Source organism: Novosphingobium sp. HNCC26DJ243, assembly GCF_057180545.1.
On sequence record NZ_JBXUGN010000006.1, the window covers coordinates 155660 to 180038 of the forward strand.

Consider the following 24379-nt stretch of genomic DNA (forward strand, 5'->3'; position numbering starts at 1 on the left):
AGGAGACGTCCCTTGTTTCTACGCAATGCATGGTACTGCGCCGGCTGGGATGAAGACGTCGGCATCGGGGCGACCGATCTCGTTTGCCGCAGGATCGCCGGCCAATCGATCCTGCTCTACAGGACGGGCGAGGGCCAGGTCGTGGCGATGGAGGACAGGTGTCCCCATCGCTCCGCCCCGCTTTCGCTCGGCCGCAAGGAAGGCGACGCGGTCCGTTGCATGTACCACGGGATGCTGTTCGGAGCGGATGGGGGATGCCGGGCGGTGCCGGGCATGGACAAAGTGCCGGTGGACGCCAGCGTCCGGACCTTCCCGGTTGTCGAGCGCGACAACTGGATCTGGGTCTGGATGGGCGATGCCGCGCAGGCAGACGAGGCCCTGATCTGCGAGGCGATCGGCCCGTCGGACCCCAAGTGGGTGCTCAAGACCAACCAGTTGCGGATCGATACGGACTATCGTGAAGAGATCGCCAACCTGGCCGACCTCAGCCACGTGTCGTGGGTTCACGGGATGACGTTCGGCGGAAGCGACGACTGGGGCTTCATCAAGCCCCGGCACGAACTGCAACCGCGCGGAATCGAAACCAAGTACTGCGTTCGCGGCGTCCCTGCGCCCACGTTCGCCCATCATCTCTTTCCCGCGGACGCGCGCTTCGACATCAACGTCCACGTCCGCCTGAGCGTGCCCTGCAACTTCATCCTAAGCTTCGCCGTCCATGAAGCGGAAGAAGGTGCAACCGGTCGCGGAATGTCCAACGGCAAGCTGCTGCTGGACACGTTCTCCAGCCAGGCCGTGACCCCACGCGACGAAGGCTCGGTCGATTACTACTTTTCGTGGGGCACAAGCAAGGAAACCTGGTTCCCCGGAATCGTCGACCTGATGCACCGCACCAACATGCACGCCTTCCTGGAGGACAAGCGCATCCTCGAAGGTCAGCGCGAACGGCTCCTGCAATACCCTGGGGCACCCCACGTCGATATCGTCCACGATGCCGGACCGGGGCGGATGCTCTGGGTGCTCGACAAGCTGCTTGCCGAAGAAGCCGAAGCGGTCGAGGTCGCGGCATGACGGTGCAGTCGATTTCGGTCCGGGTTCTTTCCAAGCGGATCAAGGCTCCTGGCATTGCCGCCTACACACTCGGTGCGGAAGGCGGACAGGCCCTGCCGGACTACGCCGCCGGCGCGCATATCGACGTCAAGCTGCCCAACGGCCTGATCCGGCAATATTCACTGTGCGGGGACCGCGCCGATCCCGCCACCTACGAGATCGGCGTGCTCCGCGATGGCGCGGGGCGCGGCGGCTCCGCCTATCTGCACGACACCGTGCGGGAGGGCGACCTGCTCGAGATCGGCGAACCGCGCAATCTGTTCCCGCTGACCCCGGCCCGCCATTCCGTGCTGCTGGCCGGCGGCATCGGTATTACCCCCCTGCTGGCAATGGCGCGCAGCCTCGCCACCTCCGGCAGCAGCTTCGAGTTCCACTATTTCGTCCGGTCGGAAGACCGCGCGGCCTATTGGGACACCCTCTTCAGGCTGGCGCCGGACGAAGCCCTGCATCTCCATGTCGGCGAGCGCATTCCGGCGAGCTTCGCGGTCGAACGGGTTCTAGGCGCTCCCGCGCCCGATACGCACCTTTACACCTGTGGCCCCAATCCCTTCATGGATGCCGTGCTGGATCTTGCCCGCAGCGCGGGCTGGGACGCCGCCAATCTCCACTCAGAGCGCTTTGCCGCGGTCACGGGTGGTGACGACCAGCCCTTCGAACTCGAACTGGCCGCCAGTGGCAAGGTCGTGCAGGTCTCCGCTGACCAGACCGCGGCGGAGGCCCTGGCACTCGCGGGGGTGAGGCTACCGCTGTCCTGTGAACAGGGCATTTGCGGCACCTGCCTGACCACCGTCCTCGCGGGGGTGCCCGATCATCGCGACAGCTACCTGTCCGAAGACGAACGCCTCGCCAACGATTGCTTCACCCCTTGCTGCTCGCGCGCGCGCACGCCGCGTCTGACCATCAACCTCTGAAGGAGCGCAATGATGTCTTCCACACCATTCAAGTATCTCAAGCGCGCCTGGTACGTCGCCGCGATGTCCAAGGAAGTCGATGGCGAGGCGCTGTTCCGTCGCCGCATCCTCGGCAAATCGGTCATGATCTACCGCCTGGCCGATGGCACACCGGTTGCGCTGCACGATCGCTGCCCTCACCGCTTTGCACCGCTTTCGCTCGGCAAGCGGGAAGGCGATGAAGTAGCCTGCCCCTACCACGCACTGCGCTTCAACAGCGCCGGCAGATGCACGCACAACCCACACGGAAACGGCCGGATTCCTGATGCCGCCAAGGTCGACGCTTTTCCGCTCATGGAGAAGTTCGGCTTCCTCTGGATCTGGATGGACAGTTCCGACCCCGACCCCGCGCTTCTCCCCGATTTCTCGCCGCTTGACGAAGGCCATCCCAACGCCGTGGCGCAAACCTACATGCACCTCGACGTTAACTACGAACTGATCATCGACAACGTGATGGATCTCAGCCACATCGACCACGTTCATGGCGAGATCATCACCACGCGGGGCAAACTTTCACCGGTGATCCCCAAGGTACGCGAGACCCCCACGACCATTTCCGCGCGCTGGGAATGGTCGCAGCAGCCGGCCATGATGATTTTCGCACCGTTCATGTCCCGGCCTGACGACGAAGCCCGGCAATACTTCGATATCGTGTGGCACGCGCCGGCAAACATTCAGCTTTCAGTTGGCGCGGTGCAGGACGGCGAGAGCTTCGATGAAGCGGTCAGCCAGTACGACCTGCATACCTGCACCCCCGAAGACGAGTTCAAGACGCACTATTTCTTCGCCACCCGCCGCAACCATGCGGAAGACGACGCGGAATACAACGCCTTGAAGATCAAGGGCATGCACGATGCGTTCGAACTTGAGGACGGCCCGCTCGTGCAGGCCGTGCAGCGCGAAATGGGCGATGCCGATTTCTTCGACCTGAACCCGGTGCTCATGTCGAACGATGTCGCCCCCGTCAAAGTGCGACGCCTGCTCAAGCGGATGATAGACGCCGAAACTCCCTGATACAGGTTTCTCGGGCAACATCGATCTCAAACGGTGAAAATCGCGTTAGCGCGACATCGACGCCGTTTGGGAAAGGGCCGCCGATGGGGTGCTGTGAGAATCAGACGATCCGTTGTGCACCCACTTGAGGGCTCCGAGCAGGATAACTGCGAGCACCGTAGTCAAAAGGCGCGTTCGTGGGCTCAACAGCGGCATTCGCGGTGCGCGGGCTGATCGATGTTCAGAGATCCGGATTGCAGCCCTTGTCATCTTTGCCCCCGTTACCTGATCGTAATGCGCTGGCAAGGCCGGTTACAGCCGCGCCAGTGCAGGTTCCCGCTGCCATCATGGCATTGGAGGACCATCTTATGAAGTTCGGTTTTTCTCTCGCGCTGGGCGCCGCGCTGGCCCTGCCCGTCGCCGCCAACGCCGCACCGTGCAAGGACGCGAAGGGCAAGTTCATCAAGTGCCTGCCGCTGCACCGGCTGCCCTCGCGCCTGCCGCACGCCCGGCCGCTGCGGCAACGCATGCCGCCGCTGCGCCGACCCACGCCGCCACGCCGCACAAGGGGCCGTGTCGGGATGCCAAGACCGGCCGCTTCACGAAGTGTTCGTGAGGTAACCGGTGCGGGGCGGTTGCCTGCGAAGGCCGCCCCGCACCCGGCTATAGACCGCCTTGATCGGACTTGGCCCAGTGTGAGCCGGGCAGCTTCATGGATTCCGTAGGCTGAGACGGCCAACATTGTCGGAAAAGTATCGGGCCATGGCATCAGCGGCTCTGTCCGTCAGTTGTACGAAGGCGCGGCGGCGGTCCGTATCATCTTCCACCCGCTCAACCAGGCCGGCCTGTGCCAATAGTGTGATCCAGCGCAGGGCAGTGGTGTTTGGCACGCCAGACGCGATGCACAGCGAGGTGACGGAAACCCGGGTGTGTTCGGCGCGCGCTGCCGTCAGATCGAGCAGCATATCCCACGCGGGATCGGCGAACATATCATCCGGAAGCGCAACCGCGAGCTGCGCTTCCGGATGATGGCGCGGACGAGGCGCGGATCGGGTAACGGCGGCTGCTTGGCGCGGCGCCTCGGGGCCTCCAGTCTGTGATGATCGGCCTGTTCTGCATCGCGCCCGTCTGTGCCGGTGGTCGCGGTGACAAGCCACTCACCGATCCGCTGATGCAACCTGATCAGGTCCAGTGTGACATCGTGGGGTGGCTGCCTTGACGGCGCTGGGCCGGTTGAAGCCGCAAGTGGGTAATCATTGCCAGATTCGATCGCACGTGTCGCCATGTTCAATCTCCCTGTTGTTGACCAGTTTTCGCGTGCGCAACTGCGTTCGCACCGGTTCGATGACCGTTCCCTACAAGACTGCGAAAGTGACTGCCGACGCTGCCCGCCAGCTTGCCCAGGCAAGCACGCGGGGGGTGTCCGCACTTTTTATTGCTGCCCACGCCGCGTTGGAAATGCGGTTGAGCAGTGGTTTGGGAGGCAGCGATATCAATCACGAGCCCCCCTCATGAATGATACCTCAACATTTAGCCTGTTCAGTGACCTAGAATATATCCGTTTCGGCAGATTTTGCGCCGAATGCACGCGATCAAAATAGCCTGATCTATCAATTTCATGAAACAATGAAATATTCTTTAAATTTAGAAACATTCATTTTGGTGAAGATGGCGGAATACGCGCGAAGAATAGATATTTCTACTTACGCGTAGAAGGCCTTTAACCGTTCGGATGCAGCCAGATCGTTCCCCAATCGACAGTGAATGGCCGCTTTGCTTCAATTCCGAAATGTAGGCGGTGGAACGAGAAACAAGAGATTCGAGGCAGTGCCTTACCTGTCCGCAGGACATTCATCGCGTTCCGCCGCATCTGTTTTCAACAGATGGCCGCGTCGACGATCAAGAGAAGCGAGGCCTGTTGGCTACAGCGTTGGGCAAATTGGGCGGTCGGACAATTACCCGTTGGGAGGAGCTGCCAACAGCAGCGATCTGCCGCAGAACCGAGTCCAAGCACTACTGGTCAATGGATCTCAACACGACGTGGCTGGCGCAATGGCTTGCCTATCTCTGGCCGCAGAAACTCGACAGTGCCCACATGAAGGCAGCGGCGAAGCTCGCCCAGAGGATGGATGAAGATAGCAGCAACTGGACACCGAACTACGGCTTCCTGCACGCCCTTTTTCAACGCGGCAGGCCGTGGGGAGAGCCGGGTCATCTCGTCTAAGCACTGAGCTTGGTTGGCAAGGATGCTGATGTTCGCGGGCTGGCCATCGATGCCCTGATTGAGGGGATTGAAAACCGGATATTCGATCCTGCCATCTTTGCGATAGTTATGACCCGTCTGTGCGAAGGTGAGTGGGTGAAGTACAACCGCCTAGGCGAGAACCTGCTGCAAGTTGCGCAGGTCTCGCCCATTCATGCGAGAGCGATTGATGCAGCCTTGCAGGCGTGGTTGCCTAGCTTTGATCTTGCGCAGCGGAACGGTCACCATGTGCTGCAGGTATTCGTCGAAACTCAAGCGATATCTAACTCACCAATTTCACCATCCACCCGGACCGCCCTGACTTCCCTGACTGGCAAGACCAAGTCTGCATCATTGGCGAAGCAGATACTTGGATAACGAGTGCTCCCGAGGCCTCAGACGGCTGCTCCGGACGAATATGTGTCATGGTACATAGCTGATCGAACTGCTCAAGTTGCGCATGGTGCGGCACCTGCCGTCGTCTTGACTACGAACTATTACCCGATCACTGACTCCCAAGCGATTCCAAATCGGGCGAGGTATTTGCGCAGTCGGTCCGCGTCGTTGGTGCTGGCGCGCTTCTCTCGCGAAGCGGCAAAAAGTTTTCGTCCGGCATCAGACAGTGAGCGGCTGGCGCGGCAGGTCTCGACGACGAAGGCAAGCTGAACGCGATCGAACGGGTCGATCTCGGCCAATGCCTCGTCGCTAAGCAAACCGTCCAGTTGATCGGACAAGTCTTGCTTTCCAGTCCACGCACGCTTCAGGCGCGCGATCTCGGTCGCCACAACCTCGCTGTCGATGCGGCCCTTGGGGGAAAAGGTCGCCATGCGGGTGACACTGGAAGCCAGGTCACGAAAATTGCCTGGCCAAAGCGCTTCGCCAGAGATCGCGAAAGCCAGGTAACGATCGCGTGCTTCCTTGTTGAACGTGACCCGTTCGCTCTCGCGCTCGGCATGGCGATCGAGCTCGTAGTCGAGGTTCGGCGCAATGTCCTCGCGGCGCTGGGCAAGGCCCGGCAGCGCGAAGGTCCAGAGGTTGAGGCGCGCGTAGAGGTCTTCGCGGAATGTGCCGTCAGCGACGCTCTGGGCCAGATCGCGGTTCGTGCCGGCGATCAGCTGAAAATCGCTTTCAGACTCAAGGTCGGCGCCCACCGGGAGGAACCGCTTGTCCTCGATTGCGCGCAGGATCATCGCCTGTTCGTCGAGCCCCAGCTCGCCAATCTCGTCGAGGAACAGCATCCCGCTATCGGCTGTGCGCAACAGGCCCGGGCGGTCTGCTGCCGCGCCGGTGAAGGCACCCTTCTTGTGGCCGAACAGTGCCGACATCGCGCTGTCGCCGCGCAGGGTAGCGCAGTTCACTTCGACGAACTGGCCGCTCACCTGCCGCTTGAGCTTCTTCAGCTCGAAAATGCGCCGGGCGAGCTGGCTCTTACCTGCGCCGGTCGGGCCCATCAGCAGGATCGGCGCGCGGGTGCGGCTAGCGACTTGCTCGATCTCGTCGATCATCGTGTTGAACGCTGCATTGCGCGTTTCGATGCCGGACTTGAGGAACGACGTGCTTTCCGCACTTTCGCTGGCAAAGCGCGTGGCGATGCTGTCGTACCGCGAGAGGTCGAGGTCGATCACACTCCAGGTCCCTGCCGCATCGGGCGCACCGCGCATAGGCTGGGTCTGGAGCAGGCGCCCGGGCAGATAATGCGCCTCGGTCAGCAGGAACAGGCAGATCTGCGCGACGTGCGTGCCAGTGGTGATGTGGATCAGGTAGTCTTCGACATCCGGATCAAGCGGCTGCGAGCGCGCGAAATCGAGCAGCTTGCCGTAAACCTCTTCGAAGTCCCAGGCGTCGGCAAAATCGATCACGTGCCGCTCGACTAGAGTCTCGGGTGAAACTGAGGCGATGTCTTCGCTCACATACTCGGCCAGGCGACTGTGCGCCGAACCGTGGATCATCAGGAAGCGATCGACCCGCAGGTCCTCGTGCATGCACAGGCCTACCGATGGCCGCCACTTCATCCAGCGAGAAGGGCCGAACTTTGAGGCATCAAGCGTCGAGCCGAGGAAGCTGATGACAGTGGTTGGCTTCATGCGTCAGATTTCTATCATCCTATCCTACAGGATACAAATGTTGAGTTTGACTGAATTCTCTGAAACCAGGGAATGAGCAAATAAATCAGAAAATAGCGCCATATATCAGATGGATATAAAGATGCGGCAGATCCGCAACCAAAACTGGCACGCCCCCTGCAATCACTCTGACGTCGGGTCGGTCGAACAGCCCGGCACAAGCGGAACCAAGAGGCGGCCGGAATGGGCCGGCCGCCTCCGAGGTCCGAAAGTTTCCAAGGAGTTGGACTATGGCCAACAAGAGTCTTTTCGCTTCGGCGCTTTCGCGGTTCCTGCCGCGCGCCGACACGGTCAATCAGGCGGGTGGGTCCGCTTATGCCTATGGGCCCGAAGCCAAGCTGGCCCAGCTTGCCGCAACTGGCACGCTGTCCGACGGCTTCTACTCGAGCGCTGAGACCCAGCTCACCGATGTCGTGTTGGCGGCCAAGGACGTCGATCCGGAATGGGTCGCCAAATGCGCGGTCTATGCCCGCCAGTCCGGTGCCATGAAGGATATGCCTGCCTTGCTGGCGGCTTACCTGACCATGGCCGATCCCGACCTGTCAGTGCGTGTGTTCAAGCGCGTTATCGATAACGGCCGCATGCTGCGCACTTTCGTGCAGATCATGCGTTCGGGTCAGGTCGGCCGGGCCTCGCTTGGTTCGCGCCCGAAGCGGCTGGTCCGCGAATGGCTGGAGCAGGCGTCGATCGCGCAGCTGATGCAGGCGGCCACGGGTAACGACCCGAGCCTGGCGGACATCGTCAAGATGGTCCACCCGGCACCGGCCAATGCCGAGCGGCGCGCCTTCTATGGCTGGCTGATCGGCAAGCCCTACGATGTCGCGGCACTGCCCGCCGAGATCGCGGAATTCGAGGCCTGGAAGCGTTCGCCCTCGGGCGAACTGCCCCAGGTGCCGTTCGAATGGCTGACCGCTTACCCGCTCTCGCCTGAGCAGTGGGGCGTGCTTGCCACCCGAATGGGCTGGCAGGCGCTACGGATGAACCTCAACACGCTGGCGCGCAATGGCGCGTTCGCGATTGCGGGGGTCACCGAAGCGGTTGCGGCGCAGCTTGCTGACCAGCAGACGATCGCCCGCGTTCGTCCGATGCCCTATCAGCTGATGGTGGCAATGGGCCAGGTGGGTGACGGTGTACCGCTGGCGGTGCAGGCAGCGCTCGAAAGTGCGCTGGAGGCATCGCTGGCAAGCGTGCCGAAGCTCGAAGGCCAGGTTGTGGTCTGCCCCGACGTCTCGGGCTCGATGAGCTCGCCGGCGACGGGTTACCGCAAGGGGGCCAGCTCGAAAGTGCGCTGCATCGATATCGCCGCGCTGGTCGCTGCCGCCGTGCTGCGCCAGAACCGCGATGCCCGGGTGATCCCGTTCGAGGTGGACGTGGTCAAGCTGAAGCTCGACCCCAACGCCCGCGTAGCCGTGAATGCGGCAAAGCTGGCCGGGGTCGGTGGCGGCGGGACCAATGTCTCGGCTCCGCTCGCGCGGCTCAACAAGGAGCGTGCGCGGGTCGATACGGTGGTGATCGTCTCGGACAACGAGTCCTGGGTCGATCCCTCACGGCGTGGCGCCACGGCGACGATGAACGAATGGAACAAGCTGAAGGCCCGCAACCCGGGTGCGAAGCTGATCTGCATCGACATCCAGCCCTATGGCTCCACGCAGGCCAAGGACCGGGCAGATATCATGAATGTCGGTGGCTTCACCGACGCGGTGTTCGACGCGATGGCGCGGTTTGCCTCTGGGCGGTCGCGCGACTGGGTCGAGATCGTTCAGAATACGGAGGTATGAAAGAAAAGGGTCACGGCGAATGCCGGAAGGACTACATAGGATTTGTGTGTCGCGGGTTCGATCCCCGCCTGCCTTTCGGGGCAGTAGCTCAGTGGGTAGAGCAACAAACGCCGCAAGGCGGTTGTCTTTCTAATCCTGGTCGCCGTGACCCTTCGACAGAATTCAGGAATTGCCGTGGCGAATGCCGGTGGGACTACATGTCTCCAAACCGAAGGTCCGACGAGTAAAGCGCCCAGAACCGCTCGCGGTGACGGGAGATGCGGGTTCGAACCCCGCCGCAAACACGTAGCTTAAGGACCGCGTCTCGCCATCCCTTGTCGCGACGGCAAACCCAATTCACGGCGAATGCCGGGTAAGGACTACATCCTTGCACGATGCAGGTCGCGGGTTCAAATCCCGCCGGGTCCACCAACTGCGGGCCCGTAGCTCAGCGGATAGAGCGGCGCCCCTTGTGGGCAATGTCTTTCCCACACCTCGTCGCCGTGAAACCAATCAATGCTGGCGAATGCTGGCGGGACTACATCGGTAAAGGCCGAAAGGCCGAGCGGTTCGATTCCGCCCCGGAGCAATCCGGGATGTCTCGTCAAACCTCGTCGCCAGTACCTGCAATTCGTCGGCGAATGCCGGTGGGACTACATGGGAGAGCGCCAGCCTCGCGGCTGGAGGTCGGTGGTTCGAGCCCACCTCTGGACAACTTCCGGATAGCTCAGCGAAAAATGTCTCGCCACACTTCGTCGCCGACACCATGATGAAACACGGGAGGTCAGCGATGACCAGTACGAATTTTGAATTCCAGGTCGTCGAAGGCGGCGTGCCGATCAAGATGTGGACGCGCGGCGTGCCGGTTGACGACAAGGCGCGCGACCAGCTTTCGCGCGCGGCGAAGATGCCGTTTATCTTCAAGCATGTTGCGGCGATGCCCGATGTGCATGTCGGGATCGGCGCGACCGTCGGCTCGGTGATCCCGACCAAGGCCGCGGTGATCCCGGCGGCCGTTGGCGTGGATATCGGCTGCGGCATGATGGCTGCGCGCACCTCGCTGATGGCGCACGATCTGCCTGACAACCTAGAGGGAATCCGCTCGGCGATCGAGCAGGCGGTGCCGCACGGGCGCGATGTCGGGCGCGGCAAGCGCGACAAGGGTTCGTGGGGCTCTCCGCCCCCGGCGATTGTCGAGGCCTGGGCCATGCTGGTGCAGCGCTTCGAGCGGATCTGCGACAAGTTCCCGCGGCTGAAGAACACCAACAACCTGGTGCACCTCGGCACGCTGGGAACGGGCAACCACTTCATCGAGCTGTGCCTCGATCAGGAAGCTCGCGTCTGGGTGATGCTCCATTCCGGCTCGCGCGGGGTGGGCAACGCGATCGGCTCGTTCTTCATTGAACTGGCCAAGCAGGACATGCGCAAGTGGCACATCAACCTGCCCGACGAGAACCTTGCCTACTTCCCGGAAGGGACCGACCATTTCGACGACTACGTCGAGGCAGTCGGCTGGGCCCAGGACTTCGCCGCGCTGAACCGCCGCACGATGATGACCAATGTCATCGCCGCACTGCGGGGCCAGATCGCGAAGCCGTTCGATGCCGAGCTTGAAGCGGTGAACTGCCATCACAACTACGTGACACGGGAAAACCACTTCGGCGAAAACGTGCTCGTCACCCGCAAGGGGGCGGTGCGTGCGGCCAAGGGTGTGCTGGGTATCATCCCGGGCTCGATGGGGGCGAAGAGCTTCATCGTGCGCGGGCTGGGCAACCCGGAGAGCTTTGACAGCTGCAGCCACGGCGCGGGTCGGATCATGTCGCGCACCGAGGCGAAAAAGCTGGTGACGCTCGACGAGCACATCCGCGACACCGAAGGCGTAGAATGCCGCAAGGACGCCGGCGTTATCGATGAGACGCCCAAGGCCTACAAGCCGATCGAAGCGGTGATGGCCGCCCAGGCCGACCTGGTGGAGATAGTCCATACACTGAAGCAGGTGGTCTGCGTGAAGGGGTGATTCCCTTCGCGCAGGCCGCCAATTCATTTTGAATGATGGGGCAATGTTCTCAATTGACGGATCCGAAGGCGAAGGCGGGGGGCAGATGGTGCGCAATTCATGCGCGCTATCGCTCGTTACCGGCGAGCCTTTCCGGATCAGCAACATTCGTGGGCGTCGTCCGAAGCCTGGCCTCATGCGCCAGCATGTGACGGCGGTAGAAGCCGCTTGTGCAATCTCGGGATCGGAATGCTCCGGCCTGACGGTCGGTGCGACCGAACTAGAATTCCGTCCCGGCCGAGTGACGCCGGGCGAGTACCGGTGCGCTGTCGGCACGGCCGGTTCGACCGGGCTCGTGCTGCAAACGGTGTTGATGCCGCTTGTACTTGCCGACGGTCCCTCCCGGCTCGTTCTGGAAGGCGGAACTCACAACATGCTGGCGCCGCCGTTCGACTTCATCGAACGCACCTTCCTGCCCTTGATAAATCGGATGGGACCAAGCGTCTCCGCCCGCATTGTGCGGCATGGGTTCTATCCGCGCGGTGGGGGGCGGATCGAGGTCGACATCACTCCGGCTCCGCTCTCGCCGATCGACTGCATCGAACGCGGCGAGCAGCTTGGCGTGGCCGGACAGGCAGTCTTCACCGGGCTGCCGTTCGAGATTGCCGAGCGCATGCTGGCGCGCGCTCGGCGCGATCTTGGCGCTTGGCCTGACGATGCCTTTGCCGTGCGCGAACTTCCTGCCGATCAAGGGCCGGGCGTCATCCTGATGCTGGAGGCGCGCTATGCCAACGTTACCGAAATCGTCAGCGGTTTCGGCCAGCTTGGTGTGCCTGCCGAACGCTTGGCCAAGACCTGCGCAGCCCGGATGAATGGCTACATTGAGGCGTCGGCTTTTGCCGGGCCGTACCTTGCTGACCAGCTTGTCCTACCGTTCGTGCTGGCGGGAGGCGGATCTCTCACGACCGTGAAGCCGAGCCAGCACACGCTGACGGCAATCGACATCGCCAAGCGCTTCACGGGGCTGCGGATCGAGCTGACAAGGCAAGGCGGCGGTGAGCATTTGCTGACCGTGGGATAGGACGTAGAGGCGATCAACCGCGCGGAAGAAGCTTTCCTCATTAGGCTTCAAAATTATCGAACAAACGGGACTTCCGCAAAATTTGCCGGCTCGACCCCACCATCCTGCAGAATCGCAGGTTTCTACCCTTCCCACGAATCTTATTCTGTATGGCCCGCCCGGTACTGGTAAAACGTACAACACAGCACTGGAGGCGGTGAAGCTATGCGACGGCTCCGCGCATTACCCGCAAACCAAGGAGGGCCGTGCTGCGCTGATGGCGCGGTATAATGAGCTAGTTGCCGAAAAGCGGATCGCCTTCGTCACCTTTCACCAGAACTATGGCTACGAAGATTTCGTCGAGGGCCTGCGCCCTGTGCCCATCGGGAACAGCGATGGGGAATCCGTGGGCTTCCATCTGCAACCAGAACCAGGACTATTCCGGCTGATCGCAGAACGCGCAGAAACTGGCGGTCTCGCGGTCGGAAGTGAGCCTTTGAATATCGCTGATAGAGCGGTCTACAAAATGTCGCTTGGGGAGGTTGCTGACTCAGCGTACGATTTCGTTTTTACGGAGTCCCTCAAGAACAACTACGCACTGTTCGGCTTTCGTGACATTGACTGGACCGACCCCCGCTTTTCGGACCGAGAAGAGATATTCTCTGAGGTAAAAAGGCGCTTTCCCGATGACGATGTCACCCCCAACAAGGGTGTGGTGCAATCGCCGGATGTATTCCGCAACCAGCTGGAAATCGGCGATATGTTGGTTGTCGCCAAAGGCAATCATCGGTTTCGAGCAATTGGGATTGTCGAAGGCCAATACGAATATGCGCCCCGGCCTGATGGCCGATACTGTCACCGCAGAAAAGTGCGATGGCTTTGGCATGACAAAGATGGGCTGGACGTCAGCGAATTGTATCCTCCAAAGTTCATCCAGAAAACGCTTTATCGGCTCAAGGACGCGGAACTTAATCGCTCCCTTATTGCTCGGCTTATCTCAGATGCCGTTAGCGAAGGGGCCGAAGGCGATCCATTGCCGCACGTACTGATCATCGACGAGATTAACCGCGCCAATGTTTCGAAGGTGTTCGGCGAACTCATCACATTGCTGGAGTCTGACAAGCGGGCGGGCATGGATAATGCGCTGTCGGTGACGTTGCCGTATTCCAAGCGTCATCATCGGCACAATGAACACGGCGGACCGCTCCATCGCTCTGCTCGACACCGCCCTGCGACGCCGGTTTCAGTTCCGCGAAATGGCTCCGGAACCCGATCTGCTCGGCCTCGTCGAGGGTATCGACCTCAAGGCCGTGCTCACCACAATCAACCAGCGCATCGAGTATCTCATCGATCGCGAGCACCGGATCGGGCACGCATTTTTCATTGGCTGTGAGACAGCTGAGCAAGTTCGCGCCGCAATGCGCGACAAGGTGATTCCCTTGTTGCAAGAATACTTTTTCGAGGACTGGAGCCGTATTCATGCGGTTCTAGGTGACGGGTTTATCCAGGAAGACAAGCTTAATCCGCCACCGGGTATCGAAGGCGACCGGGTTTCGAGCTGGTCAGTGCTCACACCGTCCAAGGCCGATGCATTCAATCGGTTGATCGGCAAAGTGGTCAAGGCGGCGGAGGAGCTTGGCGAGTGATCGCCGAGCTGGCCACCCATCTGCGCCCCGGCGTGCCTGTCGAGCGGGTTGCCGCCTGCTCGTGGCGGGAATGGTTGGCGTGTTTCCCGCCTAGCCCGACCGATCCGACCGATCGCGCCATCGCCGGGTTCCACCCGTGACCCATCTGACCGTCCACGAATGGGGGCCTACGGGCGTACACAATGACACCGGCGTAGCGCCGAAGAACGCCTTCACCCGGAGTCAGGCAAATGCCCTGCTTCGGGCTGCGCGGTCGCATACGCTGGCCAATCAGTCAGGGACCAATATCCTTGTCGATCGCTACAGCGAGCTAAGAGCCCAGCAAGTTGTTGGAGTTATTGCCGCCCCGGGTTGCAGTCTTGAAATTCTGCCCAAAATCGATTCCGGCGTCGCTGAGGGCGACGAGGCAATCCGGACTCGGCTCATGTCAATGCTCGACGTCGCGCTTGGTCTCAAACTCGGAGACGGACAGACGTCTATCAGATGATGGCGTATGCCCGACTCTATCAGTGCCGCGAGGTGATGTTGTTATACCCTCATCACGCCGGTCTAGGAGCTGATGGTCTGAACGCCGCTTACGCCATAATGAAAGGCGATGAACGCCTGCGGATAGCAAGCGTAAACCTGACTACTGGAAAACAGGTGGTTCAACAGCAGCTAGCGGAATTGATTGCCCCCGATGTTGCCGGCTTGGATGTGGGCGCATAACATGGCCACATTTCCTGCGGACGCCGATCGGGGCTTGGTTTCGAGCATATGCTGTGTTGTGCAATGCGCGTCGAAACTCTGCCCGCAGCGATTTGAGTCCTCATCGAGGACCAAGCCAAAGCGCGAAACGGTATTTTTGACGGTATCGAATTAGCGAATCAGGGCAACAAAACATTGTGATATAACGCCTTGTCTGCACGTCACGGTCCCTCTTCTGGCACCATTTCCCCTTCTGAGGGGTTCAGTATTCGGGAATTAGTGGCGTTACGCCTGATCCTGCTTACGGTACGCTGACGGCAGTATGACGGTATGCGATTTCGGTCGGGGGCGTTGCTGCCGCTGGACGTGTCAGGAAACTTCAGCCGGTTTGCAGCCGTTGGTGCAGTCCACCAATGAACGTGTCCAGACCAAATTCAAACGCGGACGCGAGGTCGACCATCGAGGCGATATAGCTGCTGGCCTCAGCGCTCTGTTCATAGATCACCCAGCCAAGGATGAAGCTGGCGAAGGCGCCAGCGGCCGCAACGGCATCTGAAGTGGCGAACCCGACCTGGACCAGTGGGGCCATCAGCATCGGGATGATCTGATTACGGGTGACTTCGGTGGGTGGGGCCATCGCCAGGATTCGCCCACTGTCGCGGTGCGTCAGAAAATTTCGGCGCTGCGCCGTGCCGACATCACGAAGCCAGCCCTGCCATGCCTCTCCGGGTGCCGGATTGCGGACGCTTTCGGTCAGCATTCGCTCGACCATGAGGCTGTGGAGCGCCGTCATGCTGGGAACGTGCCAGTAAAGCGCCGGGCTTTTAACGCCGAGGGCGGCCGCAATCGTGCGCGTCGTCAGGGCATCGACGCCATCCCGTTCAACTAGCCGCCACGCCGCATCGACGATGACTCCGGGATCGAGAAACGCGTCCTGCTTTCTGGGCCGGCCAGCAACGCGTTTCGGTTCAGTTTTCACCCCCGGCACCTCCCACTTGACTCTTGCCTTTGTATTAAATTATCAATGATAAATAAACAAGGGATGAGGCGCCGTGAGGATAACACAGATCGACACGCTCCGGTGCACGATCGGCGAAGGTCCGGTGTGGGACGTGGCCGAACAGGCGCTCTATTTCATCGACATCCTGGGCAGGAAGGTTCTGCGGTTTGATCCTGCAGCCGGAGAAACGCGCTGGTGGGATCTGCCCGACGTGATCGGGTCCATGGCGCTGCGAGCGGGTGGAGGCGCGATCGTGGCTTTGACGAACGGCGTTCACACGCTTGATTTCAGAACCGGTGCCTGCGCGATGCTGGCAGCGAGTGACGACCTGAACGACATGGTCCAGCTCGCCGATGGCAAAGTGGACCGGCGTGGGCGATTCATTGTGGGATCGAGCGACCGCGCGATGAAGCAGGCGCGGGGCAAGCTTTATGCGTTGAGTGCCGATGCGATCCTGCGCGAAATCGACGATGACATCTTTCTATCGAACGGCCCGTGCTGGTCCCCCGACGACAGGACTTTCTATCACAGCGACAGCATCCGCAACACGGTGTTCGCCTATGATTACGACATCGACACGGGCACAGCCGCAAATCGTCGCCCCTGGGCGAGCACGGCCGAACTTGGCGGCATCCCGGATGGCGCAACGATCGATACCGACGGCTGCATGTGGATGGCGATTTGCGAGGGGCAGAAGGTCGTCCAGTTCCGCCCGGATGGCGGATTGGAGCGAGTGATCGACATGCCGGTCAAATGCCCTTCGAGCGTGATGTTCGGCGGGGCGGCGCTCGATCAGCTGTATGTCACCTCGCTCAGCCCGGCATTTCTCGGTCGGGAAGCGGCGGCGCTTGATGGCTGCACGTTCGTGATCGAAGGGCTGGGCGCGAAGGGACTGCCGGAACCAAGGTATGCGGCGTGAAAGGACCGATGCCGCTCCTGATGGTGATGGTGTTTCTCAACATCGCCGGATTCAGCCTGATCCTGCCGCTGCTGCCGTTCTACGCAAAGGCGTTCGATGCCTCGCCATTTGCCGTAGCCTGCCTGTTTGCCGCCTATTCCTTCGGCAGCGTGTTCGGAGAGATATACTGGGGGCGGCGTTCGGACTCGATCGGCCGCAAGCCCGTCCTGGTCCTGACCACGGCCTGCGCAGCGCTCAGCTACGTGGCGTTTGCATATGCGCCCGATCTTGCCTCCGCGCTCCTCATCCGCATCCTCAGCGGCTTTTTCAGTGGCACGTTCGGCGTGGTCCAGGGCGTGATTGCAGATATCACACCGCCCGAAACCCGCGCCAGGAACATGGGCTACTTCGGAGCGGCCTTCAATCTCGGTTTTGCCACGGGCCCTGCGATAGGCGGCTTGCTGGCCGACACGACGCAGGGACTGACGGGATTCCATGCGCCGATCTTTGCCGCAGCAGCGCTGGCGGCAGGCGCATCGCTGTGGGCCGTGCTGGCCTTGCCCGAGACGAGACCTCCTGGTGCAGACGTGCGCCCTGCACCAAGCTATGGCGAAGCGTTTCGCTTCGTTCGAAACGACGGGCTGCTGACGCGCCTCTTCCTCATAGCGTTTTGCGGAATCGGCGCTTTTGCGTCGATGGAGGCAGTGTTCGGGTTGTGGACGCAAGCCAATTTCCGCTGGACCGCGCATGAAGTGGGGCTGACATTCCTTGCGGTCGGCGGCGCGGGGTTGCTGGTACAGACGCTCATGATCGGTCCGCTGGTCGGACGCTATGGCGAGGCGCGGGTCATCGTCGGCGGCTTGTCGGTGCTGATCGCTGCTATGGTGCTGCAGCCGCTTATCCGCTTGCCTGTCGCATCGGTGGTGCTGATGGCGGCGCTGATGGTCGGACACAGTCTCGCCTTTCCCAATGCCGGGGCACTGGTATCGCGAAGCACGCCACCGTCCGTTCAAGGCAGCGTGATGGGGCTCAACATGGCATCGAACGCGCTGTCGAGGATCGTGGCCCCACCCCTGTTTGGCTGGCTGTTCGCGGTGAGCGCCGACCTGCCGTATTACATTTGCGCGCTGATGATTGCGGCGATGCTGCCCGTTGCCTTGGGCGTTGTGCGCATCCGGGAGAGCAGAGCATGACCAGTTTCAATCCCGCCGCTTTCCGCGCCTTTGCTGCAGCCGTTGGCAAGGACTGGGTGATGACGAGCGAGGACGATCGCATCGCCTATTCCGATCACTTCGCTGCCGATGAGGCGAAGCACCAGCCGAGCGCCGCGGTGGCACCTGCGAATGCCGAAGAAGTCCGTGCGGTGGTCCGGATCGCCAACCAGTACAAGGTTCCGCTCTGGCCGATCAGCCGGGGCAAGAACTTTGGCTATGGTGGCGCCGCGCCGGTAATGAAGGGCGCAGTGATCCTCGATCTCAGCAGGATGAAAGCGATCGAGGTCGATGCCGAAAACGGCACGGTGCTGGTCGAACCCGGTGTCGGCTTTTTCGATCTCTACGACTATTTGCAAGAACGCAAGATTCCGCTCTGGCTGTCGGTACCGGGCAACAGCTGGGGATCGGTGGCAGGCAATGCGCTCGATCGCGGGGTTGGCTACACGAGCTACGGGGACCATGCCGCGCGCATCTGCGGGCTCGAGGTCGTCCTGCCGGACGGCGATATTGTCCGCACGGGCATGGGCGCGATGGCCGGCAGTCCGAACTGGCAGCTCTACAAGCCGGGCTTTGGGCCAAGCTGGGATTCACTGTTTTGCCAATCCAACTTCGGAATCGTTACCAAGCTTGGCCTGTGGCTGATGCCCGAACCGGAATCGGTACAAGGGCTTGATTTCGAGTTCGACCAGCCTGACGATCTTGGCTGGGCAATTGACACGATCATGCCCCTGCGCCGCGAAGGCGTCATCCAGCAGAGCCCAAGCATTGGCAACTGGCTGCGCTCCGCGGCCGTCATGACCACCCGCGATCAATGGACCAAGGACAAGGGCCCGCTCGGTGAGAAGGTGGTGACGGCGATCCGCGAGAAGTTCAAGATTGGGTGGTGGAGCGTGCAGGTGCGCTTTTACGGGCCCAGTGAAATCACCGATGCTTCCATGCGAGTGCTTGAAAAGGCCTTCGAAAAGAAGCCGATCCTGTCGAAGAAACCAGCCAGATGGACGAGGGGTGATGCGCCCGAAGGCTCGCCGGTCACGGGGGTTCCGGTCAGCTTTCCGCTGGCCAATGCGAACTGGCATGGCGGTCGCGGCGGGCATGTGGGCTATTCGCCAGTGCTGCCACCAAAGGGTGATCTGGCTCTGGATCAGTTCAAGCGAACCTATGAACTCTATCAGAGATACGGCATGGACTATCACGCCAGCTTCGCGATGGGCGAGCGCAGCCTCACCAACGTCAACCAGATCCTGTATGACAAGGACAATCCGGACATGATGGGCCGGGTCGATGCGATGTTCCGCGCGCTGGTGGCGGACGCAACTGCCAAACGCTACGGCGAATACCGGACCCACATCGACTACATGGACCTTGTTGCCGGCACCTACGATTTCAACCGGAACGCCTTGTTGCGGCTCAACCAGCGAGTGAAGGACGCGCTTGATCCCAATGGGATCATCGCGCCGGGCAAGAGCGGAATCTGGCCCAGGCAATTGCGGGAGAACCGGGCATGAGACGCGGGACCGCCCTGTCCGCGCTCGTCCTGGCCGCCGCGATTGCCGCACTGGCAAGCGCTTCACCCGCGCTGGGTGGCGACGACACGCAGATCACCAACGCCTTCCGTGGCGCCCTGCAAAATCGGGCCAGCAAATCGCCCGATGAACGTCTGTTCGTTGAAAAATGCGGGATGTGTCACCGGCAAATGGGAATGGGCACCGTAATCCTTGCAAGACGCATGGATTCAAAGGAGGCGATGCTGGAAGCACGCGAGGATCTTACCGCCGAGACCGTCATCGCCAGCGCACGCATGGGGATCGGCAACATGCCACGCATATCCCGCGGTGAAGTGAGCGACACGCAGCTTGCGCGGATTGCAGCCTATCTCGCAAGGGAAAAGGGCCAATGAAACTGTCCCGCCGCCAGATGCTCGTCACCGTTGGTGCAGCTGCGATCCCCGCCAATGGGCTGGCGCGATCGGCCAGGCCGCGCCTGCTGGTGGATCGTGCGCTGCCGGACATCGCTCCGCACTTTCCCGAAGAGGCCGTGGTCATCGATCGAGTCGGTGATCCGGTGCGTCAGTTGCAGCGCCTGCTGGAACGATCTTCCCGTCCCATCGCAGGTTTGACCAATGGCTCCGACATGCTCGTCGCACGCGGATCGGCACGCGAAGTGAAACGAAAATTCACATTGATTGCCCGGAATGGCGTGGTGTTTCACTGGACGATAGGCGAGGAAAAAGCTTCATGAAGGTCGCGATTTTAGGCAGCACCGGCTTTGCCGGATCATTCATTCTGGCCGAGGCGCTGACCCGCCCAGAGCTTGCCATCACCGCTATTGCCCGCAACCCCGACGCGCTTGCGCAGCACGAGCGATTGACCATCGTCATGGGCGACATATTCGACGCTTCCCCGCTGGTCAAAGCCCTGCGGGGACATGATGCGGTGATCCACGCTTTCCACCCCGGACGCGCGGCCGACATGGCCGATGTCTATGATCAGAGCATTGCAGGACATGAAGCGATCATTGCCGCCACACGGGCAGCCGGTGTGCCCCGTCTGGTATGCGTGGGCGGTGCCGCAAGCCTGATGACGCCGGAAGGCAAGGAATATCTCGAATCCAGTCATTGGGACAAGGCATTCGATCCTTACCGCAACGCGATTCTGGGCACGCGTGCGCTCTATTATCTGCTCAAGCCGGTGAACGACCTGGACTGGGTATTCGTGGCGCCGTCTGCATGGTTGCGGCCCGGTGAGCGCACGGGCAACTTCCGCATCGGCAAGGATGACATGCTTTTCGCCGCCGATGGGACAAGCTCGATTTCAAACCAGGATTATGCGCTCGCCCTGATCGACGAGGTCATCAGCCCGAAGCATCACCGCGAACGCTTTACGGTAGGATACTGATCATGAAGGCCATGCTGATCACTTTCGACATTACCCCAGGCAAGCAGGCCGCCTTTGAAAAAGCAGTGTCGTTCCACGTGAACAATGTCCGCACACGCGATCCCAGCTATTCCTTCTACAGCCTGACGCGCGACCGCGACATTGATACGCGCTATATCCTGATGCAGCAGTTCGAGAGCTGGGAGACACAGCAGGCGCATCAGACGTACGACTATGTGCTCGACGCGATGCCCGCGATGAACGCCTGCATCGCAAGCCCGCCAAGCATCGACTGGCTGGAGGTGGTCATCTGATGCGGTTCGACGGAAAAGTTGCCCTGGTGACGGGCGCGGCAAGTGGAATCGGCCTTGCTGCGGCCCAGGCCTTTGCGCGGGAAGGTGCAAAGGTCGTGCTGGCGGATCGGAACAGTGCGCTTGCCGAAGCTGGTGCCGAAGCGATCCGCAGCGCCGGTGGCGCGGCGACGAGCGTTTTCACTGATGTCAGCGATTTTGGCGCTTGCGAAGCGATGGTCGCGCATGCCGTCGAGACTTTTGGCGCTCTCCACATCGCGTTCAACAACGCCGGCATTCCTTCTGCGATTGGCGGATCGTTTGAAGACTTCTCCGTGGAGAATTGGGATTCCTTGATCGCCACCAACCTGAATGGCGTTTTCTACAGCATGAAGGCCGAGGTTCCCGCGCTGAAGGCCCATGGTGGTACGGCCATCGTCAACACGGCTTCGGTCGCCAGTCTGGTCGCAGCCCCTGGCATGGCGGCCTATGTTGCAAGCAAGCACGGCGTGGGCGGGCTGACCAAGGCCGCGGCGCTCGATCTGATCGGCCAGGGCATCCGCGTCAACGCGATCTGCCCCGGCTTTGTCGATACACCGATGCTTGCCGGGGCAATTGCGGCACCGGAGGCGCGGGCCGCAATAAGTGCGATGGCCCCAATTGGCAGGATCGCGGCCGCAGACGAAGTCGCCAAGGCCGCGCTGTTTCTTGCCTCGGACGAGGCCAGTTACATGATTGGCGTCATGATGAGCGTCGATGGCGGGGTTGTCATACAGTAGCGGAGCATAAGCAGCGCCGGGCCCGGAACCTGCCTCGCAACGCTTGCGCTGCAGGAACGGAATGGCATTACGGCTGGATGGGAACTGTGACCTGATCACACCTCGACGACGCCTGGGAGCCGCCGCCGCCTAACATTGTTGCGGCTATGAAGCCGCCGACGACGAGGACGACAAAGCCCACAGTGACGAGGCCGAGGTACTTGTCGATGAAGCGCTTGATCGGTGCTCCGAAAAGACGGAACAGCACGCCGACGATCATGAAGCTGATCGACCGGCTGACGATGCTGGCAAGGATGAACGGCACCAATGGCATCGCGATGAAGCCGGCCGTGATCGTCAACAGTTTGAACGGAATGGGCGTGGCGCCCTTGATCATGATGATCTCAACCCCGTACTCGCGCAGGTAGCATGCGGCCCTCGGGAAGCTTTCAGCAAGCCCGAGCGCAGCCAGGAGTTGCGTGCCGACCGTGTCGTAGAGTGCGTAGCCGATCGCATAGCCGAGCAGACCCCCGAGCACCGAGGCAGCGGTCGCGACTGCGGCGAAGCGGATCGCACGTTTGGGTTCAGCAAGGCACATCAGGCCGAGCAACGGATGCGGCGGGATCGGAAAGAAACTGGCTTCCATGAACGCAAACAGCGCCAGCCACCATTCGGCCTTCGGGTGAGCAGCCTTGGCCAATGTCCAATCATAGAGGCGACGAAGCATCCGGATTCCAGTCGGTAGTTGCAGCCCGGCGTTTAGGCGAGAGTGCATCAAAGTGCCAGCTTTCGACCGCATTAACCAAATTGGTACTTTGCTCTTGACATTTGTGGCTGCGATAGGTACATAACAGGAACAACGCGGCACACCGAGTCGCTTCTGATGGTCGCCAGACAAAGCGGCATTCTCGACAAATCCATTCACTTCAAACGCAAGGATGGTCTGAATGGCCAAGCCGATCCGATCTGCGTCCGGCGCCGCCCGGGCGACGATCAATGACGTCAGCAACACACAGGATGAAAGGGTAAGTCCGCGATGGCGCACGGATTTCCTTGCGGCACTGGCCGAGACTTCGAACGTGACGGCAGCAGCAGCCGCCGCCGGCGTCAACACCAGCCGCCCTTATGGATTGAAGCGGAGCCAACCGGACTTTGCTCGGGCCTGGCGTGAAGCTCTGTGCGAGGGTTATGACAATCTCGAGCTCGAACTGCTGCACAGACTTCGCTTCGGCGAACCCAAGGACAGCGACGCCAAGTTCGACAACGCAAACGCGCTGAGGCTTTTGTCCCAGCACCGCGAGACGGTTGCCCGGCAACGCGCGATCCGAGAGAACGCGGACATCGCTGAAGTGCGTGCCTCGATTCAAACGAAATTGCTGGCAATGCGCGATCAGGTTGTTGCGCGCCGCAAGGCCGACGCTGCAGCAACCGGCCCGGGTCTTGCAGATGAGTGAGGCTGAACCGATCGATTGCCTCATTGACGCGGGGCCGGAGGAAATCGGCACATTTCTATCCCGGCTTTCTGACCTTGAATGTCGCGAATGGCGATGGGATTGGAACGTCTGGGCTCGAAAGGCGCAACGCGCGCCGATGGGCGACTGGCGCATCTGGTTGGTCATGGCTGGTCGAGGGTTCGGCAAGACGCGGCTTGGTGCGGAATGGGTTCGGGAGCAGGCCGAGTTGGACCCCGAAGCGCGGATCGCTCTAGTCGGCGCTTCACTGCACGAGGCGCGCAGTGTCATGGTCGAAGGCGAAAGCGGGCTGCTTTCGATCGGCGCGCCCTGGCGCCGCCCGGTTTATGAATCGTCGGTTCGAAGGTTGGTCTGGCCCAACGGTGCGCAAGCCTTTCTTTATTCGGCGGCGGAGCCCGACAGCCTGCGCGGGCCCCAGCACAGCCACGCCTGGTGCGACGAGATTGCCAAGTGGGACAACGGATCGAGCAGGGCAACCGCAACCTGGGACAACCTGCTGATTGGGCTACGCCTTGGCATCGACCCACGACTGGTTGCCACTACAACGCCCAGACCGGTGCCACTTGTGGCCCGTCTCCTCGCCGAAGGGTCTGATGGGGATGTTGTCCTGACGCGGGGAAGCACGTTCGACAACGTCGCCAACCTTCCGGCCCGCTTCACCGCTGCGATGCGGCGCACTTTCGGACGTTCCGTTCTGGGCCGGCAGGAACTGCATGGCGAGATGATCGAGGACCTGGCGGGCGCACTGTGGAGCCGTACGCTGATCGAGCAGGGCCGGGAAACCATTGCACCTCCGATGACGCGGGTAGTGGTTGCGGTCGATCCGCCAGCGAGCGCGCACGGAGATGCCTGCGGGATCGTCGTCTGCGGGATTGGAGATGACAGAATCGCACGGGTGCTGGCCGACTGTTCGGTCGAGCAAGCCAGCCCCGAGCGATGGGCCCGCGCCGTTGCGGATGCTGCCCGCGCCTGGTCGGCGGACCGGGTGGTGGCCGAGGCGAACCAGGGCGGGGCGATGGTCGAGGCGGTGCTGCGCGCCGCCGAAACATCGCTCCCACTGCGCCTTGTCCACGCGAGCCGCGGCAAGACGGCGCGGGCCGAGCCGGTTGCGGCACTCTACGAAGCGGGACGGGTCCGGCACGCTGGCATGTTCCCGCGGCTGGAGGACGAACTGTGCGGACTGATGCCGGGTGGTGACTACCAGGGCCCCGGGCGATCGCCTGACCGCGCCGATGCCTGTGTGTGGGCTTTGACCGAGCTCATGCTGGGACGGGCGGGAGAGCCCCGCATCTGGTTCGATTGAAATTCAAACC

Annotated in this window: 25 protein-coding genes; 21 read left to right on the forward strand and 4 right to left on the reverse strand. The window is 61.5% G+C overall.

The window, feature by feature from the left end:
• The first annotated feature begins 12 nt into the window (after positions 1-12).
• Genes AC2A04_RS15930 through AC2A04_RS15940 form a run of 3 tightly spaced genes read left to right on the forward strand, consistent with a single transcriptional unit; the run spans position 13 to position 3071 of the window.
• Positions 13-1068, forward strand: coding sequence for a Rieske 2Fe-2S domain-containing protein (locus AC2A04_RS15930; RefSeq protein ID WP_484213339.1), 1056 nt, complete (start codon positions 13-15; stop codon positions 1066-1068).
• Positions 1065-2018, forward strand: a complete 954-nt coding sequence (locus tag AC2A04_RS15935; RefSeq protein ID WP_484213340.1) for a PDR/VanB family oxidoreductase — start codon at positions 1065-1067, stop codon at positions 2016-2018. The genes AC2A04_RS15930 and AC2A04_RS15935 overlap by 4 nt, the downstream gene beginning before the upstream one ends.
• Before the next feature lie 12 nt (positions 2019-2030).
• Entirely contained in the window at positions 2031-3071 is a 1041-nt protein-coding gene (locus AC2A04_RS15940) for a Rieske 2Fe-2S domain-containing protein (RefSeq protein WP_484213341.1), read from the forward strand.
• A gap of 689 nt (positions 3072-3760) precedes the next feature.
• Here the strand turns inward: AC2A04_RS15940 and AC2A04_RS15945 are convergent.
• On the reverse strand, positions 3761-4039 hold the full coding sequence (locus AC2A04_RS15945; RefSeq protein ID WP_484213342.1) for a winged helix DNA-binding protein: 279 nt from the start codon (positions 4037-4039) through the stop codon (positions 3761-3763).
• A gap of 1034 nt (positions 4040-5073) precedes the next feature.
• Between AC2A04_RS15945 and AC2A04_RS15950 the strand changes: the two genes are divergently transcribed.
• Positions 5074-5274 (forward strand): hypothetical protein, encoded by a 201-nt coding sequence (locus AC2A04_RS15950; protein WP_484213343.1) that lies wholly within the window; start codon positions 5074-5076, stop codon positions 5272-5274.
• A gap of 9 nt (positions 5275-5283) precedes the next feature.
• Positions 5284-5670 carry a DUF7825 domain-containing protein gene (locus AC2A04_RS15955; RefSeq protein ID WP_484213344.1) on the forward strand — a complete coding sequence of 129 codons (387 nt, stop codon included), beginning with the start codon at positions 5284-5286 and terminating at the stop codon, positions 5668-5670.
• Positions 5671-5789: 119 nt separating this feature from the next.
• Here the strand turns inward: AC2A04_RS15955 and rtcR are convergent, their stop codons facing one another.
• Entirely contained in the window at positions 5790-7376 is a 1587-nt protein-coding gene (gene rtcR / locus AC2A04_RS15960) for an RNA repair transcriptional activator RtcR (RefSeq protein ID WP_484213345.1), read from the reverse strand.
• Between the two features lie 269 nt (positions 7377-7645).
• Between rtcR and AC2A04_RS15965 the strand changes: the two genes are divergently transcribed.
• The 6 genes from AC2A04_RS15965 to AC2A04_RS15990 all read left to right on the forward strand — a co-directional run bounded on the left by AC2A04_RS15965 (position 7646) and on the right by AC2A04_RS15990 (position 14014).
• A complete protein-coding gene (locus AC2A04_RS15965) occupies positions 7646-9193 on the forward strand; it encodes a vWA domain-containing protein (RefSeq protein WP_484213346.1) in 1548 nt (515 codons plus the stop codon).
• A gap of 769 nt (positions 9194-9962) precedes the next feature.
• Positions 9963-11189: an RtcB family protein gene (locus AC2A04_RS15970; RefSeq protein ID WP_484213347.1), complete on the forward strand. Its 1227-nt coding sequence runs from the start codon at positions 9963-9965 to the stop codon at positions 11187-11189.
• A gap of 43 nt (positions 11190-11232) precedes the next feature.
• A complete protein-coding gene (gene rtcA, locus AC2A04_RS15975; RefSeq protein WP_484213348.1) occupies positions 11233-12249 on the forward strand; it encodes an RNA 3'-terminal phosphate cyclase in 1017 nt (338 codons plus the stop codon).
• A gap of 196 nt (positions 12250-12445) precedes the next feature.
• Positions 12446-13621, forward strand: a complete 1176-nt coding sequence (locus AC2A04_RS15980) for a hypothetical protein (RefSeq protein ID WP_484213349.1) — start codon at positions 12446-12448, stop codon at positions 13619-13621.
• Positions 13622-13646: 25 nt separating this feature from the next.
• Positions 13647-13874, forward strand: a complete 228-nt coding sequence (locus AC2A04_RS15985; protein ID WP_484213350.1) for a hypothetical protein — start codon at positions 13647-13649, stop codon at positions 13872-13874.
• On the forward strand, positions 13871-14014 hold the full coding sequence (locus tag AC2A04_RS15990) for a hypothetical protein (protein WP_484213351.1): 144 nt from the start codon (positions 13871-13873) through the stop codon (positions 14012-14014). Before AC2A04_RS15985 ends, AC2A04_RS15990 begins: the two co-directional genes overlap by 4 nt.
• A 926-nt stretch (positions 14015-14940) precedes the next feature.
• Here AC2A04_RS15990 and AC2A04_RS15995 read toward each other — a convergent pair.
• Positions 14941-15540, reverse strand: coding sequence for a TetR/AcrR family transcriptional regulator C-terminal domain-containing protein (locus AC2A04_RS15995; RefSeq protein ID WP_484213352.1), 600 nt, complete (start codon positions 15538-15540; stop codon positions 14941-14943).
• 73 nt (positions 15541-15613) lie between these two features.
• Between AC2A04_RS15995 and AC2A04_RS16000 the strand changes: the two genes are divergently transcribed.
• The 8 genes from AC2A04_RS16000 to AC2A04_RS16035 are packed head-to-tail and all read left to right on the forward strand — an operon-like array spanning position 15614 to position 21615.
• The gene (locus AC2A04_RS16000) at positions 15614-16480 is read left to right on the forward strand and encodes an SMP-30/gluconolactonase/LRE family protein (protein WP_484213353.1); all 867 of its coding nucleotides are present in this window, start codon (positions 15614-15616) and stop codon (positions 16478-16480) included.
• A gap of 8 nt (positions 16481-16488) precedes the next feature.
• Positions 16489-17652: an MFS transporter gene (locus tag AC2A04_RS16005; protein ID WP_484213354.1), complete on the forward strand. Its 1164-nt coding sequence runs from the start codon at positions 16489-16491 to the stop codon at positions 17650-17652.
• Positions 17649-19178: an FAD-binding oxidoreductase gene (locus AC2A04_RS16010; protein ID WP_484213355.1), complete on the forward strand. Its 1530-nt coding sequence runs from the start codon at positions 17649-17651 to the stop codon at positions 19176-19178. Before AC2A04_RS16005 ends, AC2A04_RS16010 begins: the two co-directional genes overlap by 4 nt.
• Positions 19175-19570, forward strand: coding sequence for a c-type cytochrome (locus AC2A04_RS16015; protein WP_484213356.1), 396 nt, complete (start codon positions 19175-19177; stop codon positions 19568-19570). The genes AC2A04_RS16010 and AC2A04_RS16015 overlap by 4 nt, the downstream gene beginning before the upstream one ends.
• Positions 19567-19911 carry a hypothetical protein gene (locus AC2A04_RS16020; RefSeq protein WP_484213357.1) on the forward strand — a complete coding sequence of 115 codons (345 nt, stop codon included), beginning with the start codon at positions 19567-19569 and terminating at the stop codon, positions 19909-19911. Before AC2A04_RS16015 ends, AC2A04_RS16020 begins: the two co-directional genes overlap by 4 nt.
• A complete protein-coding gene (locus tag AC2A04_RS16025; protein ID WP_484213358.1) occupies positions 19908-20567 on the forward strand; it encodes an NAD(P)-dependent oxidoreductase in 660 nt (219 codons plus the stop codon). Before AC2A04_RS16020 ends, AC2A04_RS16025 begins: the two co-directional genes overlap by 4 nt.
• 2 nt (positions 20568-20569) lie before the next feature.
• Entirely contained in the window at positions 20570-20860 is a 291-nt protein-coding gene (locus tag AC2A04_RS16030) for a putative quinol monooxygenase (protein ID WP_484213359.1), read from the forward strand.
• Positions 20860-21615, forward strand: a complete 756-nt coding sequence (locus AC2A04_RS16035) for an SDR family NAD(P)-dependent oxidoreductase (protein WP_484213360.1) — start codon at positions 20860-20862, stop codon at positions 21613-21615. The genes AC2A04_RS16030 and AC2A04_RS16035 overlap by 1 nt, the downstream gene beginning before the upstream one ends.
• 67 nt (positions 21616-21682) lie before the next feature.
• On the opposite strand, the gene AC2A04_RS16040 is transcribed toward AC2A04_RS16035, so the two are convergent.
• Complete coding sequence (locus tag AC2A04_RS16040; RefSeq protein WP_484213425.1) at positions 21683-22321, reverse strand: YqaA family protein; 639 nt, start codon at positions 22319-22321, stop codon at positions 21683-21685.
• A gap of 220 nt (positions 22322-22541) precedes the next feature.
• Between AC2A04_RS16040 and AC2A04_RS16045 the strand changes: the two genes are divergently transcribed.
• Together AC2A04_RS16045 and AC2A04_RS16050 are read left to right on the forward strand one after the other, a co-directional pair.
• The gene (locus tag AC2A04_RS16045; RefSeq protein ID WP_484213361.1) at positions 22542-23048 is read left to right on the forward strand and encodes a hypothetical protein; all 507 of its coding nucleotides are present in this window, start codon (positions 22542-22544) and stop codon (positions 23046-23048) included.
• Complete coding sequence (locus AC2A04_RS16050) at positions 23041-24369, forward strand: DNA-packaging protein (RefSeq protein ID WP_484213362.1); 1329 nt, start codon at positions 23041-23043, stop codon at positions 24367-24369. Before AC2A04_RS16045 ends, AC2A04_RS16050 begins: the two co-directional genes overlap by 8 nt.
• Positions 24370-24379: the final 10 nt, after the last annotated feature.

Bases quoted from the DNA above. Each gene is read 5' to 3' on its own strand.
- AC2A04_RS15935 (WP_484213340.1), top strand. From the start codon at position 1,065: ATGACGGTGCAGTCGATTTCGGTCCGGGTTCTTTCCAAGCGGATCAAG.
- AC2A04_RS15940 (WP_484213341.1), top strand. From the start codon at position 2,031: ATGTCTTCCACACCATTCAAGTATCTCAAGCGCGCCTGGTACGTCGCC.
- AC2A04_RS15945 (WP_484213342.1), bottom strand. From the start codon at position 4,039: ATGTTCGCCGATCCCGCGTGGGATATGCTGCTCGATCTGACGGCAGCG.
- AC2A04_RS15950 (WP_484213343.1), top strand. From the start codon at position 5,074: ATGGATCTCAACACGACGTGGCTGGCGCAATGGCTTGCCTATCTCTGG.
- rtcR (WP_484213345.1), bottom strand. From the start codon at position 7,376: ATGAAGCCAACCACTGTCATCAGCTTCCTCGGCTCGACGCTTGATGCC.
- AC2A04_RS15965 (WP_484213346.1), top strand. From the start codon at position 7,646: ATGGCCAACAAGAGTCTTTTCGCTTCGGCGCTTTCGCGGTTCCTGCCG.
- AC2A04_RS15970 (WP_484213347.1), top strand. From the start codon at position 9,963: ATGACCAGTACGAATTTTGAATTCCAGGTCGTCGAAGGCGGCGTGCCG.
- rtcA (WP_484213348.1), top strand. From the start codon at position 11,233: ATGTTCTCAATTGACGGATCCGAAGGCGAAGGCGGGGGGCAGATGGTG.
- AC2A04_RS15985 (WP_484213350.1), top strand. From the start codon at position 13,647: ATGCGCGACAAGGTGATTCCCTTGTTGCAAGAATACTTTTTCGAGGAC.
- AC2A04_RS16005 (WP_484213354.1), top strand. From the start codon at position 16,489: ATGCCGCTCCTGATGGTGATGGTGTTTCTCAACATCGCCGGATTCAGC.
- AC2A04_RS16010 (WP_484213355.1), top strand. From the start codon at position 17,649: ATGACCAGTTTCAATCCCGCCGCTTTCCGCGCCTTTGCTGCAGCCGTT.
- AC2A04_RS16015 (WP_484213356.1), top strand. From the start codon at position 19,175: ATGAGACGCGGGACCGCCCTGTCCGCGCTCGTCCTGGCCGCCGCGATT.
- AC2A04_RS16020 (WP_484213357.1), top strand. From the start codon at position 19,567: ATGAAACTGTCCCGCCGCCAGATGCTCGTCACCGTTGGTGCAGCTGCG.
- AC2A04_RS16025 (WP_484213358.1), top strand. From the start codon at position 19,908: ATGAAGGTCGCGATTTTAGGCAGCACCGGCTTTGCCGGATCATTCATT.
- AC2A04_RS16030 (WP_484213359.1), top strand. From the start codon at position 20,570: ATGAAGGCCATGCTGATCACTTTCGACATTACCCCAGGCAAGCAGGCC.
- AC2A04_RS16035 (WP_484213360.1), top strand. From the start codon at position 20,860: ATGCGGTTCGACGGAAAAGTTGCCCTGGTGACGGGCGCGGCAAGTGGA.
- AC2A04_RS16040 (WP_484213425.1), bottom strand. From the start codon at position 22,321: ATGCTTCGTCGCCTCTATGATTGGACATTGGCCAAGGCTGCTCACCCG.
- AC2A04_RS16045 (WP_484213361.1), top strand. From the start codon at position 22,542: ATGGCCAAGCCGATCCGATCTGCGTCCGGCGCCGCCCGGGCGACGATC.
- AC2A04_RS16050 (WP_484213362.1), top strand. From the start codon at position 23,041: ATGAGTGAGGCTGAACCGATCGATTGCCTCATTGACGCGGGGCCGGAG.